Source organism: Geomonas paludis (genome assembly GCF_014193585.1).
Lineage (GTDB): Bacteria > Desulfobacterota > Desulfuromonadia > Geobacterales > Geobacteraceae > Geomonas > Geomonas paludis.
In genome coordinates this window covers 342561-359900 of the sequence record NZ_BLXY01000001.1, presented here as the reverse complement: position 1 = coordinate 359900, position 17340 = coordinate 342561, and the positions used below count along the sequence as shown (strand labels likewise).

Below are 17340 nucleotides of genomic sequence, written 5' to 3'. Positions count from 1 at the left end.
CCTTGTCCCCCTCCCCTTGCGGGAGGGGGTCAGGGGGTGGGGGACGTTGCCAGGGCCTGCCATCCTGCCGCTGCCGCCGTCACCCTCCCCCCGGCCCCCTCCCGTCAAGGGAGGGGGAGAAGTTATCAAAAGTAGTAGTCGAAATCGGACTCCCGGCGCTGCCAGGTGCTGATGCGGTAGATGCAGGCCGGGTTCACCTGCGGGTCGAGCCGCACGGTGGTGGTCTCACCCTGCCAGATGGAGTGATCGCCGCCGATCAGGTCGTGCAACAGGTAGGACTGCCCCGGCAGGACCCCGAACAGCTGCAGCGGCAGAGTGAGCCGCGCCGTGCGCACCCGGAACGGGTCCAGGTTCACCGCGACCAGGAGCGAACCCTTCTTCTGCCTGGCGATCTTGGCGTAGAAGATGACGCTGTCGTCGTCGGAAGGGAGGAAGGTGAGGTTGTTGGTCTGCTGCAGCGCAACGTGGTCGCGGCGGATCCGGTTCAGGGTGACGATCAGTTCGCGGATGTTGCCGGCCCCCTTCCGGTCCCACCGGCGGATCTCGTATTTCTCGGCGTCCAGGTACTCCTCGGATCCCGGCTTCTCCGGCTTCCCCACGCAGAGCTCGTACACCGGCCCGTAGATGCCGTAACTGGAGGAAAGCGTGGCGGCGAGCACGAGCCGGATCATGAAGGCGGGGCGCCCGCCGTACTGCAGGTACTCGGTCAGGATGTCCGGCGTGTTGGGCCAGAAGTTCGGGCGCATGAACTCCCTGGTGTCGCCGCGGGTCAGCTCGGTCAGGTAGTCGGTCAACTCACCCTTGCTGTTGCGCCAGGAGAAGTAGCTGTAGGACTGGGTGAAGCCGAGCTTGGCGAGCCGGGCCATGATCTTCGGGCGGGTGAACGCCTCGGCCAGGAAGATGACGTCCTGGCATTTCTCTTTGGCCTGGTCGATGAGCCACTCCCACATCGGGAACGGTTTCGTGTGCGGGTTGTCCACCCGGAAGATGCGCACCCCCTGGTCCATCCAGAAGAAGACGATGGACTTCAACTCCTCCCAGAGTTCCTCCCACTGCGGCGTCTCGAAGTTGATCGGCACGATGTCCTGGTACTTCTTGGGCGGATTCTCCGCGTACTGCACGGTGCCGTCGGGGCGCCACTTGAACCACTCCGGGTGTTCCTTCAGGTAGGGATGGTCCGGCGAGCACTGGAAGGCGAGGTCGAGGGCGATCTCGATGTCCCGCTTTTCGGCCTCGCGCACCAGGTCCCGGAAATCGTCCAGTGTCCCCAGTTCCGGGTGCACCGCCTTGTGCCCTCCCTGCTCCGAGCCGATGGCCCAGGGGCTGCCGGGGTCGCCCGGCTGCGCCTCGACGGCGTTGGCCTTTCCCTTGCGCTTGCTGGAGCCGATGGGGTGGATAGGGGGGAGGTAGAGGACGTCGAAGCCCATCTCCTCTATGTCCGGGAGGAGATCGATGCAGTCGCGCAGCGTGCCGTGGCGCCCCTCTTTACCGAGCGAGCGCGGGAACAGCTCGTACCAGCTGCTGAAGAGCGCCTTCTTGCGGTCCACCCGGACCACCAGTTCCTTGTGGTAGCGGGTGGCGAGCCCGCGGGCGCAGCAGGTGCTGACCAGGTCGGACAGCCGCGTGTCGAGCCCAAGCGCCACGGCACCTTCCTGTTCCTGTTCCGCGGAGAGCTCAGCCACCGCCTCGCGCAGCCGCGCCGCGTCCTCCTGGTTGGCCTCGCCGACCGCCTGTTCCAGGATCTTGGCGCCGATTCTCAGGTCGACCGCCACGTCCTGCCCCGCCTCGAACCTCTTTTGCAGGTCACGCTGCCAGGTGCGGAAGTGGTCCACCCACCCCATCAGGGTGTACTGGTAAAAGCCCGGGTCGCCGAGGACGAAGCTCCCCTCCCAGCGATCGTTGTCCAGGCGGCGCATCTCCTTCTCCTGCCACTGTTCCTCGCCCATGCGGCGGTACAACAGCAGCGCCACGACCTCGTCGTGGCCGTCGCTGAAGACGTCGGCCTGCACCACCATCTCGTCGCCGGTCACCCGCTGCACGGCGAACCTGCCACAGTCGATCTGCGGGTGCACGGCCTCGATCGCTATCCGGGCTCTCCCTTCCATAGGCTCACCTCGCTTTCTACGCCGGCAGTTGCAACTGAGGAAAGTTCTACCTTTTGCTGTCCGTGCCTGCTGGGATAGGGTGCTGCGCAAGACAGGATGGCGGCGGGGGCACCGCCCTCACCCCTACCCCTCTCCCGGTGGGCGAGGGGATTAAAGAAGCACCCGCCCTTCGTGCACCCTTTCCCGGGGGGAGAGGGGATTGCGACGTCCATTCCCCCCTCGCCCTCGGGGAGAGGGGCGGGGGTGAGGGAGCCACTAGGCAGGTTCCAACAGCGCCACGCTCACCTCGCTGAACAGTGCCGCAAGGGGGATCGCCAGCCGTCCGTCGCGCCGCTCCGCCTCTACCTGCTGGTCGTTGACGACGTTGCGGAACCGCTCCCCAGACCCTTCCGGCAGCAGCAGCACGGTGTCCTGCCACACCGTCTCGCCCAGCGGGCTATCCCCCGCCTCCGGCATCAGCGTCGCCACCAGCCGCGCCGCCGCCACGATCAGCGTGCGCGCGCCTCCCTTCCTGGCGAAGGCGCAGACGTGCCGCTCCCGCGCCCCCTGGGCCTCGAGCGGCAGGTACTCGCCGGCGTCGAAGGGGTCCCGGCTCTGCCGGCGGTAGTTGAGCACCCGGTAGATGAGGAAGAGCTTGATCCTGCCGTTGTCACCCTGTTCCAGGAGCTCGCGGCACAGGGCCTGCGCCCCGATCTCAGCCTCGCGCGCCCGCAGCTCCCGCAGCGCCTCGATCCTGGCGCCGTAGTCGACCTGGCGGCGGTTGTCGGGGTCGACCAGGGTGAACTCGATCAGCTCGGTCCCCTGGTAGAAATCGGGCACGCCGGGAGCGGTCATCTTCAAGAGCGACTGGGACAGCGAGCTGAACAGCCCGCAACGGGAGAGCCGCCGCTGCAGCGGCTGGAACTCGCGCAGGAAGGGGTTGCCCGGCGACTGCTCCAGGATGCCGTCCAGGAAACCGAGCACGGCATCCTCGTAGGTGCTGTTGGGGCTCACCCAACTGCTGTTGACCTTGGCCTCGCGCAGGGCCTTGATCATGTAATCCTTGATGCGCCCCCTGAAGGCGTCGTACCCGGCCTGGTCCAGCCCGCCCGCGGGCCACGCGCCCAGCAGGGTCTGGTAGATCAGGTACTCCTCGTTGCGGTCCGGGACGCGCTGGTTTTCGATGAGGCTGCCCCGCCCCTTGTTGATCCGGCTCCAGCGCATCACCGATTTCTGCCACAGCTCCGGCAGCTCTGACAGGGCGTCGATCCTGGTGCGCACGTCCTCGCCGCGCTTGGAGTCGTGGGTCGAGGTGGTGATCATGGCGTGGGGGAAGTTCTTGTTGCGCTCCAGGTTCTGACCGTGGAAGGCCTCCACGGTGGTGCCGAACTTGCCCGGCATGCCGCCGACGTCGTTCAAGGAGATGAGCCGGTGGTAGACGTAAAAGGCGGTGTCCTCCAGCCCCTTGGCCATGACCGGCCCGGTGATCTGCTGGAAGCGCATGGCGAAGTAGAGCCAGGCGCGCCGGCTCTCCTCGCTGGCGCGCTCCGGCGCTTTCAGAAGGAGCACGTCGCGCAGGAAGTCGAACACGGAGCCGCTGATGGCGGGGTTCCAGCGCTTGGCCTTGGAGACCGCCGCCTCGATGTACTGCACGTCCTTGTCCCGCACCGAGGCGGAGTTGGCGTAGGTGCGGTACACCGGGAAGCAGGCGATGACTTCGCTGATGGCGCGCACCAGGCTGTTCAGGGTGAAGTCGCGGGTGAGCCGGTCCTGCTCGGCGATGTTGTTCAACTGGTGCGCCAGCATGTTGACCTCGCCCGAGAGCGAGACCTGCATCACCAGCTTCTTCTTCTGGTAGACGATCTCGGTGAAATCAAAGGCGCGGTTCACGAAGCGGTCGTAGATGCGGTCGAACTGCTTGGCGGCCTCCGTGTCCACGAAGATGCCGTTCACGCTGTTCAGGAACTCGTACCCGGTGCTCCCGGCCACCGGCCACTGTTCGGGGAGCTGCTCCCCCTTCATCAGGATCTTCTCCACCACGGCGTAGAGCGGCTGGTAGCAAGGTTGGCGCTCCAGTTCCCGGAAATACTCCGCCTCCGCGCCGTTACCCCCCTCCCCTCCGGGTTCCCAGCCGCACAGCTGGATGTAGGCGCTCTTTTGCAGGTTCTGCAGGTAGGAGACCGGGTCGTAGAGGCCGTCGACGTGGTCGATACGCACGCCGGTCACCTTCCCCTCCCGGATCAGCTTGAAGAGCAGGGCGTGGGTGAGGTCGTACACCCCCTGGTCCTCCATGCGGATCGCGGCCAGCGCGTTGATGTCGAAGAAGCGCCGGTAATTGATCTCCTCGGTGGCCACCCGCCAGTAGGAGAGACGGTAGACCTGCTCGCGCAGCAGCTGGTCCAAGAGGTCGAAAGAGTTGGGATCCCCCTTGCTGCCGTTGAAGATCCTCACGTTCTCCGCGATGAACTCCATCACTTCCGGCGCGTCCTGGCACAGTTGCCAGAGCCGTTTCTTGATGATCTCCTTCTCCCGGTGCCGCTCGCCCATCTGCGCCGGGTCGCGCTCGGTGGGTAGCGGCAGGTGCTGCAGCCCGGTCTCGATGCTCAAGAGCTCCTGCACCGGGCCGGCGTCGGGCGGGAACCGCTCTTTGAGAGTGTCCAGGCGATGCTGGAGAATGCGGAGGTAGCTGCGCGGTTCGATCGGGATCGGCAGGGAGTAGCACTGCACGAAGAAAGCACCCTCGCGGAACAGGAGCTGCAAACCGCCCGCTTCGAGCACCTTGCCGTACTGGTCGCCCAGTAGTGGCAACAGCACCTTGCCGGTCAGTTCCTTTTTCACCGGCTCCCAGTCGATGTCGAAGAAGTGGGCGTAGGGCGAGCTCATGCCGTTTTCCAGCACGTCCATCCACCAGACGTTGTCGGCGCTCTCGATGCACATGTGGTTGGGAACGAAGTCGAGGATGTGCCCCATGCCGTGGCGGGAGAGTTCCTCCACCATGGCCTGGTAGCTCTGCTCGTCCCCGACCTCCTTGTTCAGGATGGTCTGGTTCACCACGTCGTAGCCGTGCACGCTCCCCTCCTTGGCGGCCAGGTAGGAGGAGGCGTACACGTCGCTGACGCCGAGGTCGTGCAGGTAGCCGATCATCCTGGTGGCGTCGGCGAAGGTGAAACCGGCGTTGAACTGCAGCCGGTAGGTCGCGCTGGGAATGTGCGCGTTGGGCAGGTTCGGTGCTCCCATGCTTCCCCCCGGTCTAGGCCTGCGGCAGCACCGCCCCCAGGTTGAAGCGCAGGGAATCCCCCAGCTTCCTGAATGCGTCCAGCCAGATGCCGGCCCCTTCCTCGCCGCCGGCGGAGCGGGTGAGGTATTCCGGGTACACGGTCTTGGCGAGCTGGTAGTAGTGGTTCTGCATCTGCCAGAGCACCACGTTGACGGGAATCTCGTTCAGAAGGTCCATGTACTTCTGCATCCGGGCGATCAGCTTCAGGTCGGACGGGTCCTGCACCAGCTGGCCCGACATCTCTTCCAGCCGCCGCCTCATGAAGTACTCGGTTCCCGGCTCCTCGATGGCCACGCCCCAGGACCGGATCTGCCCCACGATCCTGCGCACCTGGTCCGCGTCCACCTCGTCCTCGCTCATGGCGTGCCTGAGCGCCTCGTTGAGCGCGGGCTGCGCCACCGCCATGAAGATGTGCGGCACCGGGACGCGGGTCTCCTTGACGAACTCCATGAGCGGCCGGCTGCGTTCGTACATCTCCTGGTAGCTCGCGATCTCCTCTTCCATGTTCTGCCGGATGATCTGGTTGATGATCTTGCGCTGCTCGTCGCTGAAGAGGTTGATCAACGAGAAGCTGTGGGTGCCGAAGTGCTTGTCCATCAGGGTGACCAGGTCGGTGTAGAGCCCCTTGTCGAAGGCGCCGCTCATCTCCTCGCGCATGGCCGCGTAACCGCCGGCGTCGCAGACCTCCTTCACGCCCCCCTTGAAGTCGTGACTGCCGATGCGCATGACGCAGAAGGTGAGGCAGGTCTCCTCCTCGGTGATCTCGCTGGCCACGTGGATGCGCCCCATCGCCATCACCGCGTCGGCGCTGGCGATTTTGTGGTACTCCTCCCTGGCGATGGCGTAGCAGTAGATCTGGGAGTGCTCCTCGTACTCTTCGTAAAGAGAACTGAAGGCATAGTGGGCGCCGACCTTGACCAGGTCGAGCCGGATCGGGAGCACGAAGTTCTGGTAGATCCAGAGCCCGTCGTGGTGCTCGGGGATGTTGCTCTTCGCCTCCTTGAGGCGGTCCAGGAAAGCCTTTTCCACCTCGCCCTCGGCAATCCCCTCCGACAGCTGCAGGGCCCGGCTCGCGTAGTCGATCACCTGCACCGTCTCCAGGCCGGAAAGCTCGTCGAAGAACCAGCCGCAGCTGGTGTACATGAGCATGGCGTGGCGCTGCATCTCCAACAGCTTGAGCGCCATGATCTTCTCGTCCTTGGACAGCTCGCGCGCGGCGTGCTGCGCCAGGAAACGCTCCGCCTGCTCCATGCCGCGGTCCAGGATCACCTCGATGTAGGCGTCACGGGCCTGCCAGGGATCCTTGAACAGCTCGCGCCCCTTCTGCTCGAAGGCCTTGGCGAGGCGGTCGCGCAGCCAGTCCAGCGAGGCGCGCAGCGGGGTGCGCCACTGCTGGTTCCATCCCTGGATGCCCCCCGAGCAGCCGCAGTCGCTGTTCCAGCGTTCGACGCCGTGGGCGCAGCTCCAGGAGGTGCGTTCGCGGATCCGCACCTCCATCGCCGGCGGGCACAGTTCCAGGTACTCGCCGTAGTTGGTGAGCCGCGCCAGGTTGTTCCCCTCGATGTGGTTCAGGCACGCGGCCAGCGCCATGTCGCCGAACTTCTGGTGGTGGCCGTAGGTCTCCCCGTCGGTGGCGATGTGCATCAGTTGCGGCCAGTCCCGGTCTTCGGTGAAGCCGCCCACCAGCCGGCCGGCCAGGGCTTCGCCGCTGTCCAACAGGTTCTCGAAGGCGACCGCGCGGGAGATGGGACCGTCATAGAAAAACAGGGTGATGGAGCGACCGGAGGGGAGCTTGCACAGGTAGGCCCGGGTCGGGTCGATCTCGGTCTCGGTCCACTCCTCGGTCCCCAGGGCGCGGTAGGCATCCGCCTGGTGCGGGGCGAGCACGGTGTACTTGATCCCCTGCTCGGCAAGAATGGTGAGGGTCTCCAGGTCGACCGCGGTCTCCGCGAGCCACATCCCCTCCGGGAAGCGGCCGAACCGTTTCTGGAAGTCCGCGATGCCCCACACCACCTGGGTGCGCTTGTCGCGCGCGTTGGCGAGCGGCATGATCATGTGGTTGTAAACCTGGGCGATGGCCGAGCCGTGCCCGGAGCGCCACTCCATGCTCTGCTGGTCCGCGGCCAGGATGGCGTTGTAGATGTTGGGCGCGGCCAGTTCCATCCAGGAAAGGACCGTGGGGCCGAAGTTGAAGCTGATCTTGGCGTAATTGCTGGTGATGTCCATGACGCGGCTGTCGCCGTCCAGGATGCGCGACGCCGAATTGGAGGCGTAGCACTCCGCGGTGATGCGCTCGTTCCAGTCATGGTAGGGGAAGGCGGAATCCTGTATCTCCACTGCCTCGAGCCACGGGTTTTCCCGGGGTGGCTGGTAAAAGTGTCCGTGGATGCAGACGAAACGCTCCTTAGCTTGCTCCATGGTCTCCTCCTGAAGTAGTAGTGCTGTAGACCACCACGCTGAACGGGTTGATCCTGATCATGCGGTGCCGCTCCGCCTCGCCTCCCTCTAGCCGCTCCGGCGCCTCTTCACCCGGGCCGCGCCACTGATGACCGGACGAGTCCAGCACCCGCTCCCAGTTCCCCTGCGGGAGGTCGACGGGGACCTCCTGCTGGATGTTGCTGTAACTGAACAGGCAGAGCACCGAGTTTTCGCCGCTCCACCTGCGCAGGAAGAGGACCTTCTGCTCGGGAAGGCCGGCAATGGCCATCGAGTCGCGCTGGAACACCTGCAGCGCCGGGAGGCCGGTGCGCAGCGCGAAGAGCTTCCTGTAAAAGGCGAGGATCACCGCCTGCTCCCCTTCTTTCGGCGTCGCCACGTCGATGATGGACTCTTCGAAAGTGGATTCCGCGGCGGGATCGGGAATGTCCCCCTCGCAAATACCCGAGGCGTGCTCCTCGTGCTTCCCCTTGCGCACCAACTCCACCAGTTCCAGGTCGGTGTGGTCGATGAAGTAATGGAAGGGGGCGCGCTCGCCGTACTCCTCGCCCATGAAGAGCAGCGGCAGGTAGGGGGAGAGGATCACGGTGGCGGCCGCCAGAAGCAGCTGGCTCAGCGGCAGCGTCGCGCTCAGCCGGTCGCCGCACTTTCTGTTGCCGACCTGGTCGTGGTTCTGCGAGAAGACCACGAACTGGGATCCGGGATGGTTCTCGGTGGGCCCGCCGTGGCGCCGCCGGCGGTATCTCGAGTACTGGCCGGTATAGACGAAGGCCTCCTCGAACGCCTTCTGCAGCTGGCTGAACTGGCCGAAATCCTCGTAGTAGCCGGTGATCTCGCCGGTAAGGAGCGCGCGCAGCGCGTGGTGGAAGTTGTCGCACCACTGGGCGTCGAGGCCGAAGCCGCATTTCTCCGGCGAGTTGATCAGGCGCACGTCGTTGGTGTCGTTCTCGGCGAAGAGGCAGAACTCCCGCCCGAGCCGCTCGCGGTGCTGGTGGATCTCGTCGGCCAGGCGCCGCAAAAGGGGCTTGGGAGTCTGGTCGAAGATCCAGTCCACCGCGTCCAGGCGCAGGGCGTCGAAACGGAATTCCGTGAGCCAGTACGCCGCGTTACACAGGAAGTATTCCAGGACCGGGTCGCTGTCGGCGTCGTCCAGATTCATCGCCCGGCCCCAGGGAGTGCGGTACTTGTTGGTGAAATAGGGTCCGAAGCGGTCCAGGTAGCATCCTTCCGGGCCGAAGTGGTTGTAGACCACGTCCAGCACCACGGCGAGCCCTTTCCTGTGGCAGGCGTTCACCAGCCTTCTCAGCCCTTCCGGACCGCCGTAGTTGCTCTGCGGCGCGAAGTGGTACACGCCGTCGTAGCCCCAGTTGCGCTTGCCGGGGCACTGCGAAACCGGCATCAGTTCGACTGCCGTGATGCCCAGGTCGACCAGGTAGTCGAGGTGCTGGATCACCGCCTCGAAGGTCCCTTCCCTGGTGAAGGTGCCGACGTGGATCTCGTAGATGCGGTACTGCTCCAGCGGGATCCCCTGCCACCCCTCCTCGGTCCAGAGGAATTGCTCCGGGTCTACCACCTGGGACGGCTCATGGACCCCCTCCGGCTGAAAGCGCGACACCGGGTCGGGGAAGGTGCTGCCCGATTCGAGTTGGTAGAGGTAGCGGTCGCCGTCGGCCACGCCGGGGACGGTGATCGAGTAGTATCCCTTTCCCTCCGGCTGCATGGCCACCGTGCCGGTTGCCTTGCCGGACAGGATCAGCACGTTCACCGTCTTCGAGTTGGGAGCCCAGACCCGGAACTGCGTCCCCCCCTCCTTCAGGACCGTAGCCCCCAGTTCAACGCGCCAGCCACCAGCTACCATGCCCCACCTCCGCCAGCCATGACCGCCCTGCTCATGAGACCGCTGCAGCTCACATAAAAAAACACTCACCAAAGATACATTAGCGGCCGTTCATGTCAACGCCTTGCGCAAGGCAGTTTCGCAGAAGATGAGTACCGCTGAGCGCGCTGCTAATGAAAAAAAAGAGCCCGGATCCATTGGATCCGGGCTGCCCTGTGATCGCCCTGGCCGGCGCGGGGCGTCCCCGTCGCGCGGTCAGTGTTAGCCCCGCCGGGGGGCGCCGCGTTTACGGCCCCTGCGGTTTTCGTTGTCACTTGTCCATTGTCAACTGTCCACTGCCTTGCTGCTACTTGCGCAGGGTTGCGATCGCCTCGCGGATGAAAGAGAGGTGGCGCTGCTCATCCGCATAGTTGGCGCGCACGATGGCCGAGATGTCCACCGGGAAGTCGAGCTGCGAGGCTTCCTCGTAGCGGCTGGTAGTGAGGCGCTCGTTGCTCTCCATCGCCTCCAGGGCTCCTTTCGACCCGGTCAGGCTGCGCAGGGCCGTGAAGCCGGAGATCAGGAACCCCTTGAAGTCGGAGGTCAGTTCCGGCGGGGTCCCCCCCAACTCCAGCATCTTCGCGGAAAGGAGGTCGATGTGTTTGCGGTGGTCCGCCTGGAATTGAATCAGCTTGTCCTTGATGGCCACCTCGTTCACGTTCTTGATGGCTTGGTCATAGGCGTGGGTGGCATCCACGTCGAGCTGAATCAATTTTTCCAATTGGTCGAGAATGTCGTCTCTGTTCATGCTTTCCTCCGGATCAGCTGTTGGTATTGTTTGCACGCGGCACGTCGCACGCGGGAAAACCGCTCTCCCCCCTGCAGTAGCATGAAGCCGATAACATGACGACCTTTACTCCTCCCGCATCTTCTCGATCAGTACCCAATCATGACCCGTCGACTTGTGGTGGTTCTCCCCCGCCTCGCGCGCCATCTCCCTGCTGCTCAACCAGTCCGTGATGGCGCCGCAGCCGTCCTTGCAGTCCGGCAGGTAGATGTACTTGGTGTAGTCGAAGTCCATGTGGCGCCTCCTCTCCCGGAAGGGATCAGTTGCAGTCCTCCGCCCAGAGGCAGCCCCCTTGGCCGCACTGGGACGACTGCCCCGAATCGAAACACGCGCTATTCCCTTCCTTGGTTTGGATCAGGCGGATCAGTTCACCTTTTTTCAGCTTGCCGCAGGAGATGTCCATCCTTTGGGCTATTTCCTTGATGTCCTGGACCTTCATGCTTCTTCTCCTTTCTGGTGCCCGGTCGGGCTTGGATAGGCCAAAATTGGCAACGCCTAATAATCTAGCCGCCCGACTTCTTTTGTCAATCTCCCGGATCATGCTGCTGTGATAGACTCATGTGCAGCCAAAGGAGGTGTTCTCATGGGACTGGAGGAGTATCAGCGCAAACGGGATCTGAGCAAAACGCCTGAACCATGGGGAAAAGGGGGGCGGTCGACGCGGGCGCTGCGTTTCGTCGTCCACAAGCATGCCGCCTCCCACCTGCACTACGATTTTCGCCTGGAGATCGACGGGGTGCTCAAGAGTTGGGCGATACCCAAGGGGCCGTCGTTGGATCCGGCAGTGAAGCGGCTGGCCATGATGGTGGAGGACCATCCGTACGAGTACGGCGATTTCGAGGGCGTGATTCCGAAAGGGAACTACGGCGCCGGCGAGGTGATCATCTGGGATACCGGCACCTTCCACGCCGCGGGGAGCGAGGAACCGGAGCAGAGTCTGAAGCTTTTGCGCGAGGGGTTGCAGAAGGGCGACCTGAAGTTCGTTCTGCACGGCGAGAAGCTGAATGGCGAGTTCGCCCTGGTGCGCATCAAGGGCGACAAGGGGAATTCGTGGCTCTTGATCAAGAAAAAGGACCGGTATGCCGGCAGTGAGGACGTGACCCTGCAGGAGCGTTCCGTGGTGAGCAACGTCACCATCGAGGACCTCCGTGCCGGCCGTATGCCGCAGCGCCGGCCGGTGCAGGCCGAAGGCGGTGTGGCCGCTACGCCCGCTTCCCCCCACCCGCCCTCCCCCCTCCAGGGGGAGGAGCAAGCCAGCGCCCCCCCACCACCGCCCGCAAAGTTCGCCAACACCACCCCGCCGACAACCGCGCTCCCCCCCACCAACACCACCAACACCACCAACACCACCAACCCCACCAGCTCTTCCGGGTCCACTGCGTCCACCTGGTCCACCGGGTCCACCAGGTCCACGGTGTCAGCCGGCACCCCCATGCTGGCCACCTCCGCCGCCGAGCCCTTCGACGACCCGGACTGGCTCTTCGAGATCAAGCTGGACGGCTACCGCACCATCGCCGAGGTTTCCGGCCGGGACGTCGCCCTCTACTCGCGCAACAACCTCCCCTTCAACAAGAAGTTTCCCAGCATCGTCACGGCGCTGGCCGCGCTCGGCGTCGATGCCGTCTTCGACGGCGAGGTGGTGGTTGTCGATGAAACCGGCCGCTCCTACTTTCAACTGCTGCAGAACTACCAGCGCACCGGCCGCGGCAACATCGCCTACTACGTCTTCGACCTGCTCTACCTGAACGGCGAAGACCTGCGCAACCAGCCTCTCTTGGCCCGCAAGGAGAGGCTGCGCGCCCTGCTGCCCGACCTCCCCGAGATCCGCTACAGCGACCACATCATTGAGTCCGGCAAGGAGTTCTTCGAACTGGCGCGCCAGAACAACCTGGAAGGGATCCTGGCCAAGCGCGCCGCGAGCCTGTACCAGTCCGGGAAGAGAAGCAAGGAGTGGTTGAAAATCAAGGTGCGCTTCCAGCAGGAGGCGGTCATCTGCGGCTTCACCCAGCCGCGCCGCAGCCGGAAAGGGCTGGGGGCGCTGGTGCTCGGCGTCTACGAGGATGACCGCTTGGTCTGCATCGGCTTCGCCGGCGGAGGCTTTGACGACGCCGGCCTCAAGGAGATGTACGACCTGCTGCAGCCGCTGGTGCAGGACAACTCCCCCTTTCAGCAGCCGGTGAAGTCCGACATGCCGATTACCTGGGTAAGGCCGGAACTGGTCTGCGAGGTGGAGTTTTCCGAGTGGACCGACGAGAACGTGATGCGCCAGCCCATCTACCTGGGATTGAGGGAGGACAAGGACCCGAAGAGCGTGGTGCGCGAACTGGTCGGTTCCACGCCGCCCCCGCCGCCGGAGCCCGCCGCGTCCCCGTCGCCCCCTTCACTTCCAAAGGGTTCCGGCAGCAGGAAGGGTTCGAGTAGCAAGAAAGGACAGGAGGAAGTCCTCATCCTGGACGGCCACCGGCTGGAGCTTTCCAACCTGGACAAGGTGTTCTGGCCGGACCAGGGGTACACCAAGGGAGATGTCATCAACTACTACCGCACCATGGCCCACGCCATGCTCCCCCACCTGGTCGACCGGCCGGAGTCCCTGTACCGCACCCCCAACGGCATCGCCGAGCCGGGCTTTTTCCAGAAGGAAGCGGGCGAGCTGCCGCCATCCTGGATCACCACCCGGGAGATCTACTCCAAGCACGTGGACAAGAACATCAAGTTCTTCGTGTGCCAGGACGAGGCGACCCTGGTCTACATGGCCAACCTCGGCTGCATCGAGATCAACCCCTGGCTGTCGCGCCTGCAGAACCTCGACTACCCTGACTACTTCGTGATCGACCTCGACCCGGAGGACATCCCGTTCGCCAAGGTGATCGAGACGGCGCTGGCGGTCCGGGAGGTGCTGGAGCGGGCCGGCGCGGTCAGCTTCCCCAAGACCTCCGGCGCCACCGGGATCCATATCTACGTGCCGCTGGGGGCCAAGTACGACTACGACGCCGCGGGCGAGTTCGCCCGGGTCATCGCCACCCTCGTGCACCACAGGGTCCCGGAGTTCACCAGCATCCTGCGCAGCCCGAAGCTGCGCCAGAAAAAGGTCTACCTCGATTTCCTGCAGAACAAGCCGGGCCAGACCCTGGCCGCACCCTACAGCATCCGCCCCAGGCCGGGGGCCACGGTCTCAGCCCCGCTTAAATGGGAGGAGGTGCAGCCGGGTCTCGATCCGAGTCAGTTCACCATCACCACCATGCCTCGGCGGCTGGAACACCTGGGCGACCTGTTCGCCGGCGTGCTGGGGCCGGGAATCGACCTGGAGCAGTGCATCGAGAACCTGGAGCGGTGACCCGAAACTGGCACAACTGCAACGACGGAAATTAAAAAAATACAAGATTTAAAAGGCAACCTTTCCCATGATACACTTTGTTTAAGGAAGTTAATGAGGGTGCGGGGAGGTGAGAGATCATGTTACGTTGGGCCATCATATTCTTCATTATCGCCGTAATAGCCGCGGTGTTCGGTTTCGGCGGTATTGCAACAGCAGCAGCCGGTATTGCCAAACTGCTCTTCTACCTGTTCCTGGTCGTTGCAGTGGTCATGCTGGTGGCAGGCCTTCTGGCAGGACGGAGCATCACACGATAGCTACTTTGGCAGGACTTTCAATCAAGGCGGCGCAAGCCGCCTTTTGTTTATCTGAAACCACCACTTCTTATTGCACCAACTCGTCTCTTATGGCCAGCAGTTCCCGGTGCTTCTCCTCCGAGGTCTCCGGATAGCTCATCTTCAGTTCTTCCAAGAGGTTCACCACCACCTGGGCCACGATCAGCCTCGCGTTCTTCTTGTCGTCCGCCGGCACCACGTACCAGGGTGCGTCCTTGCTGCTGGTGGCGCTAAGGCATTGCTCGTAGGCATTCATGTACTGCTTCCAGCGCTTGCGCTCTTCGATGTCGTCCTGGTTGAACTTCCAGTTCTTTTCCGGGTTGTCGATCCGCTCCAGGAAGCGCTTACGCTGTTCCTCCTTGGAAATGTGCAGGAAGAACTTGATGATGCGGGTCCCGTTCCTGGTCAGGTGCGCTTCCAGGTCGTTCATGGAGCGGAAGCGGTCGCGCCAGATGTTCTTGTGGCCGGCCAGCTTGTCCGGGAGGTTCTCCGCCGCCAGGATCTCCGGGTGCACCCGGACGATAAGCACCTCTTCGTAGTAGGAGCGGTTGAAGATGCCGATGCGGCCGCGCTCCGGCAGCCGGCGCATGCTGCGCCAGAGAAAGTCGTGGTCCAGTTCCTCCGGGCTTGGGTGTTTGAAGGAGTAGACCTCGCACCCCTGGGGGTTGATCCCGGAGAGGACGTGCTTGATCATGCTGTCCTTGCCCGCCGCGTCCATGGCCTGGAAGATGAGCAGGATGGACCAGCTGTTGTTGGCGTAGAGCAGCCCCTGCAGGGAGCTCAGCCGGTCGATCTGTTCGGTCAGAAGCTCCTGGTACTCCTCCTTGGAACGGTAAAAAGAGGGGACCGAGGTAGGTCGCTTCTTCAAGTCCACCTCGTCCTTCGGCTTCACCCGGAACTGCTCGGTAGAGATCTTCACGCGCGCCTCCTTTGTCACGACACCTGTTGAGGCTAGCGCAGATTACCGGCTTTTCAATGAGAGTTACAAGCCGCGCTCCTCATTGGCTGAAGGTCTCTCTCCTGTAATGAACGCGCGAGACGACGAAAAAGGGACCGCCCTTTAGGCCGGTCCCCGTGATCCCGTTGTCCTTTTTAATGCCGTCGGCCATGCGTCCACATCCCCTCTCCCTCTGGGAGAGGGTTAGGGTGAGGGCGTTGCCAAGGGCAGTTATCGCCACCGCCAGTTCCCCTCACCCGCCCGTTGGGCACCCTCTCCCAGAGGGAGAGGGACTAGCTGTAGGCCTGCGCGAATCAGCTTATCACTTGTCATCCCCCTTACTTCTCACTCCTGGTCAGCAGCGTCGACATCATCTGTTTGGCCGACTGGGTCACGATGCCGCCCAGGTTGGGATCGCCCTTGAAAAGCGAGGAGAGGAACCCCTTGGCCTGGTCGAAGGTGATGTGCGGCGGCAGCGGCGGCACGTCCGGATCGCAGCGGGCATCGATCACCACCGGGCGGTTGGCGGAGAGCGCCGTCCTCCAGGCGGAGCGGATCTGTTCCGGGTCCTCCAGCCTGATCCCTTCCAGCCCCAGCATCTCGGCGTAGCCGGCGTACGGGAACTGCGGGATGTCCTGGGAGGCGCTGAACTTGGCGTCGCCGTTCATGACGCGCTGCTCCCAGGTCACCTGATTCAGGTCGCCGTTGTTCAGCACCAGCACCACCAGTTGCGGGTTGCTCCACTCCTGCCAGTACTTGGCGACGTTCACCAGGCCGTTGATCCCCTGCATCTGCATGGCGCCGTCGCCGACCATGGCGATCACCGGCCGGTCCGGGTAGTTCATCTTGGCGGCGACGGCGTAAGGCACGCCGGGGCACATGGTGGCGAGCCCTCCCGAGAGCGACGCCATCATCCCTGTCCTCACCTTGAGATCCCGCGCGTACCAGTTGGCTGAGGAACCCGAATCACAGGTCAGGATGCAGTTGTCGGGAAGCTGGGCGGAGAGTTCCCAGAACAGGCGCTGCGGGTTGATGGGCTTCGCCTCGAGCTTGGCGCGGGCCTCCAGCACTTCCCACCACTCGCTCACACCCTTCTCGATGGAGTCGCGCCAGCTGCTGTCCTGCTTCTGTTCGAGCAGCGGGATCAGCGCACGCAGGGTGAGTTTGGCGTCCCCCTGAAGGTTCACCTCCATGGGATAGCGCAGCCCCAGCATGCGGGCGCTGATGTCGATCTGGACCGCGCGCGCCTGCCCCTCCTTGGGGAGGAACTCGGCATACGGGAACCCGCTGCCGATCATGAGCAGCGTGTCGCACTCCTTCATCATCTCCCAGCTCGGCTTGGTGCCCAAAAGCCCTATGGAACCGGTGACGTAGGGGAGCGTGTCCGGGAGCACGGCCTTGCCCAAAAGCGCCTTGGCCACCCCGGCGCCAAGCTTTTCTGCCGCGATGGCAACCTCCTCGCCCGCGCCCAGCGCCCCGGCGCCGACCAGCATGGCCACCTTTTTCCCGGCGTTGAGGACGTCGGCGGCGCGCCTCAAGTCGTCCCGTGCCGGCACGATCTCGGGGCGGGTGAAGCCCAGCCCGGTGAAGGTCGAGCCGTGCTTGCGCACCGGCGACGGTACCGCGTCCATCTCCTGCACGTCGCTGGGGAGAATGACGCAGGTGACGGTGCGCTCGGCCAGGGCGATGCGGATGGCACGGTCGACCAGTTGCCTGACCTGTTCGGCGCTGGTGGCCATGTGTACGTAGTGGTGGGCCACGTCCTTGAACAGCGACAGAAGATCCACCTCCTGCTGGTAGTCCGCGCCCAGCGCGGTCGTGGACTGCTGCCCCACGATGGCGACCACCGGCTGATGGTCCAGCTTGGCGTCGTAGAGCCCGTTCAACAGGTGGATGGCGCCCGGCCCGGAGGTGGCGATGCAGACCCCGACCTCGCCGGTGAACTTGGCGTGGGCGCAGGCCATGAAGGCGGCCTCCTCCTCGTGGCGGGTCTGGATGAAAGCGACCTTCTCCTTGTCCCGGTTCAAGGCACCCATCACGCCGTTGATGCCGTCGCCGGGGTAGCCGTAGACCTTGCGCACCCCCCATTCGTACAGCCGTTGCACCAGGAAATCACTGGCAGTTGTCATGAGACCTCCCTGCTCATTAGATTTGAGAATATTAATCACCTTAACAGTCTAGGAATCGGACTTTCTTTGTCAACAGCGGGGTCCGCGTTTTGAGGGCGCCCTTGACAAGGCGGGCCGCCTTGATACAAAAGGTTAATCTTTTTTCATCTCCTCTTTCATTGAAGCG

The 17340-nt window shown here is 63.9% G+C and carries 11 protein-coding genes; 2 read left to right on the top strand and 9 right to left on the bottom strand.

The features are described 5' to 3' along the window. Positions 1–125: 125 nt before the first annotated feature. From H7687_RS01545 to H7687_RS01515, 7 genes are all read right to left on the bottom strand, one after another. Positions 126–2105 carry an alpha-1,4-glucan--maltose-1-phosphate maltosyltransferase gene (locus tag H7687_RS01545; protein WP_183344368.1) on the bottom strand — a complete coding sequence of 660 codons (1980 nt, stop codon included), beginning with the start codon at positions 2103–2105 and terminating at the stop codon, positions 126–128. A 255-nt stretch (positions 2106–2360) separates the two neighbouring features. Further along, positions 2361–5321 (bottom strand): malto-oligosyltrehalose synthase, encoded by a 2961-nt coding sequence (locus tag H7687_RS01540; protein ID WP_183344366.1) that lies wholly within the window; start codon positions 5319–5321, stop codon positions 2361–2363. A gap of 13 nt (positions 5322–5334) precedes the next feature. Beyond that, positions 5335–7779 carry a DUF3536 domain-containing protein gene (locus H7687_RS01535; RefSeq protein ID WP_183344364.1) on the bottom strand — a complete coding sequence of 815 codons (2445 nt, stop codon included), beginning with the start codon at positions 7777–7779 and terminating at the stop codon, positions 5335–5337. Then, a complete protein-coding gene (gene treZ / locus H7687_RS01530) occupies positions 7766–9655 on the bottom strand; it encodes a malto-oligosyltrehalose trehalohydrolase (protein WP_183344362.1) in 1890 nt (629 codons plus the stop codon). Before treZ ends, H7687_RS01535 begins: the two co-directional genes overlap by 14 nt. A 325-nt stretch (positions 9656–9980) precedes the next feature. Further along, entirely contained in the window at positions 9981–10421 is a 441-nt protein-coding gene (locus H7687_RS01525) for a ferritin-like domain-containing protein (RefSeq protein ID WP_183344360.1), read from the bottom strand. Between the two features lie 105 nt (positions 10422–10526). After that, entirely contained in the window at positions 10527–10694 is a 168-nt protein-coding gene (locus H7687_RS01520; protein WP_183344358.1) for a hypothetical protein, read from the bottom strand. 25 nt (positions 10695–10719) lie between these two features. Next, positions 10720–10899 (bottom strand): YlxR family protein, encoded by a 180-nt coding sequence (locus tag H7687_RS01515; RefSeq protein WP_183344357.1) that lies wholly within the window; start codon positions 10897–10899, stop codon positions 10720–10722. Positions 10900–11043: 144 nt separating this feature from the next. On the opposite strand from H7687_RS01515, the gene ligD reads away from it, so the two are divergent. Both ligD and H7687_RS01505 read left to right on the top strand, forming a co-directional pair. Further along, entirely contained in the window at positions 11044–13794 is a 2751-nt protein-coding gene (ligD, locus tag H7687_RS01510; RefSeq protein ID WP_183344355.1) for a DNA ligase D, read from the top strand. A gap of 119 nt (positions 13795–13913) precedes the next feature. Continuing rightward, complete coding sequence (locus H7687_RS01505) at positions 13914–14090, top strand: DUF1328 family protein (protein ID WP_183344353.1); 177 nt, start codon at positions 13914–13916, stop codon at positions 14088–14090. 67 nt (positions 14091–14157) lie between these two features. Here H7687_RS01505 and H7687_RS01500 read toward each other — a convergent pair whose 3' ends face one another. Further along, positions 14158–15027 carry an ADP-polyphosphate phosphotransferase gene (locus tag H7687_RS01500; protein WP_183344351.1) on the bottom strand — a complete coding sequence of 290 codons (870 nt, stop codon included), beginning with the start codon at positions 15025–15027 and terminating at the stop codon, positions 14158–14160. A gap of 356 nt (positions 15028–15383) precedes the next feature. After that, positions 15384–17174 (bottom strand): thiamine pyrophosphate-requiring protein, encoded by a 1791-nt coding sequence (locus H7687_RS01495; protein ID WP_183344349.1) that lies wholly within the window; start codon positions 17172–17174, stop codon positions 15384–15386. Positions 17175–17340 lie beyond the last annotated feature (166 nt).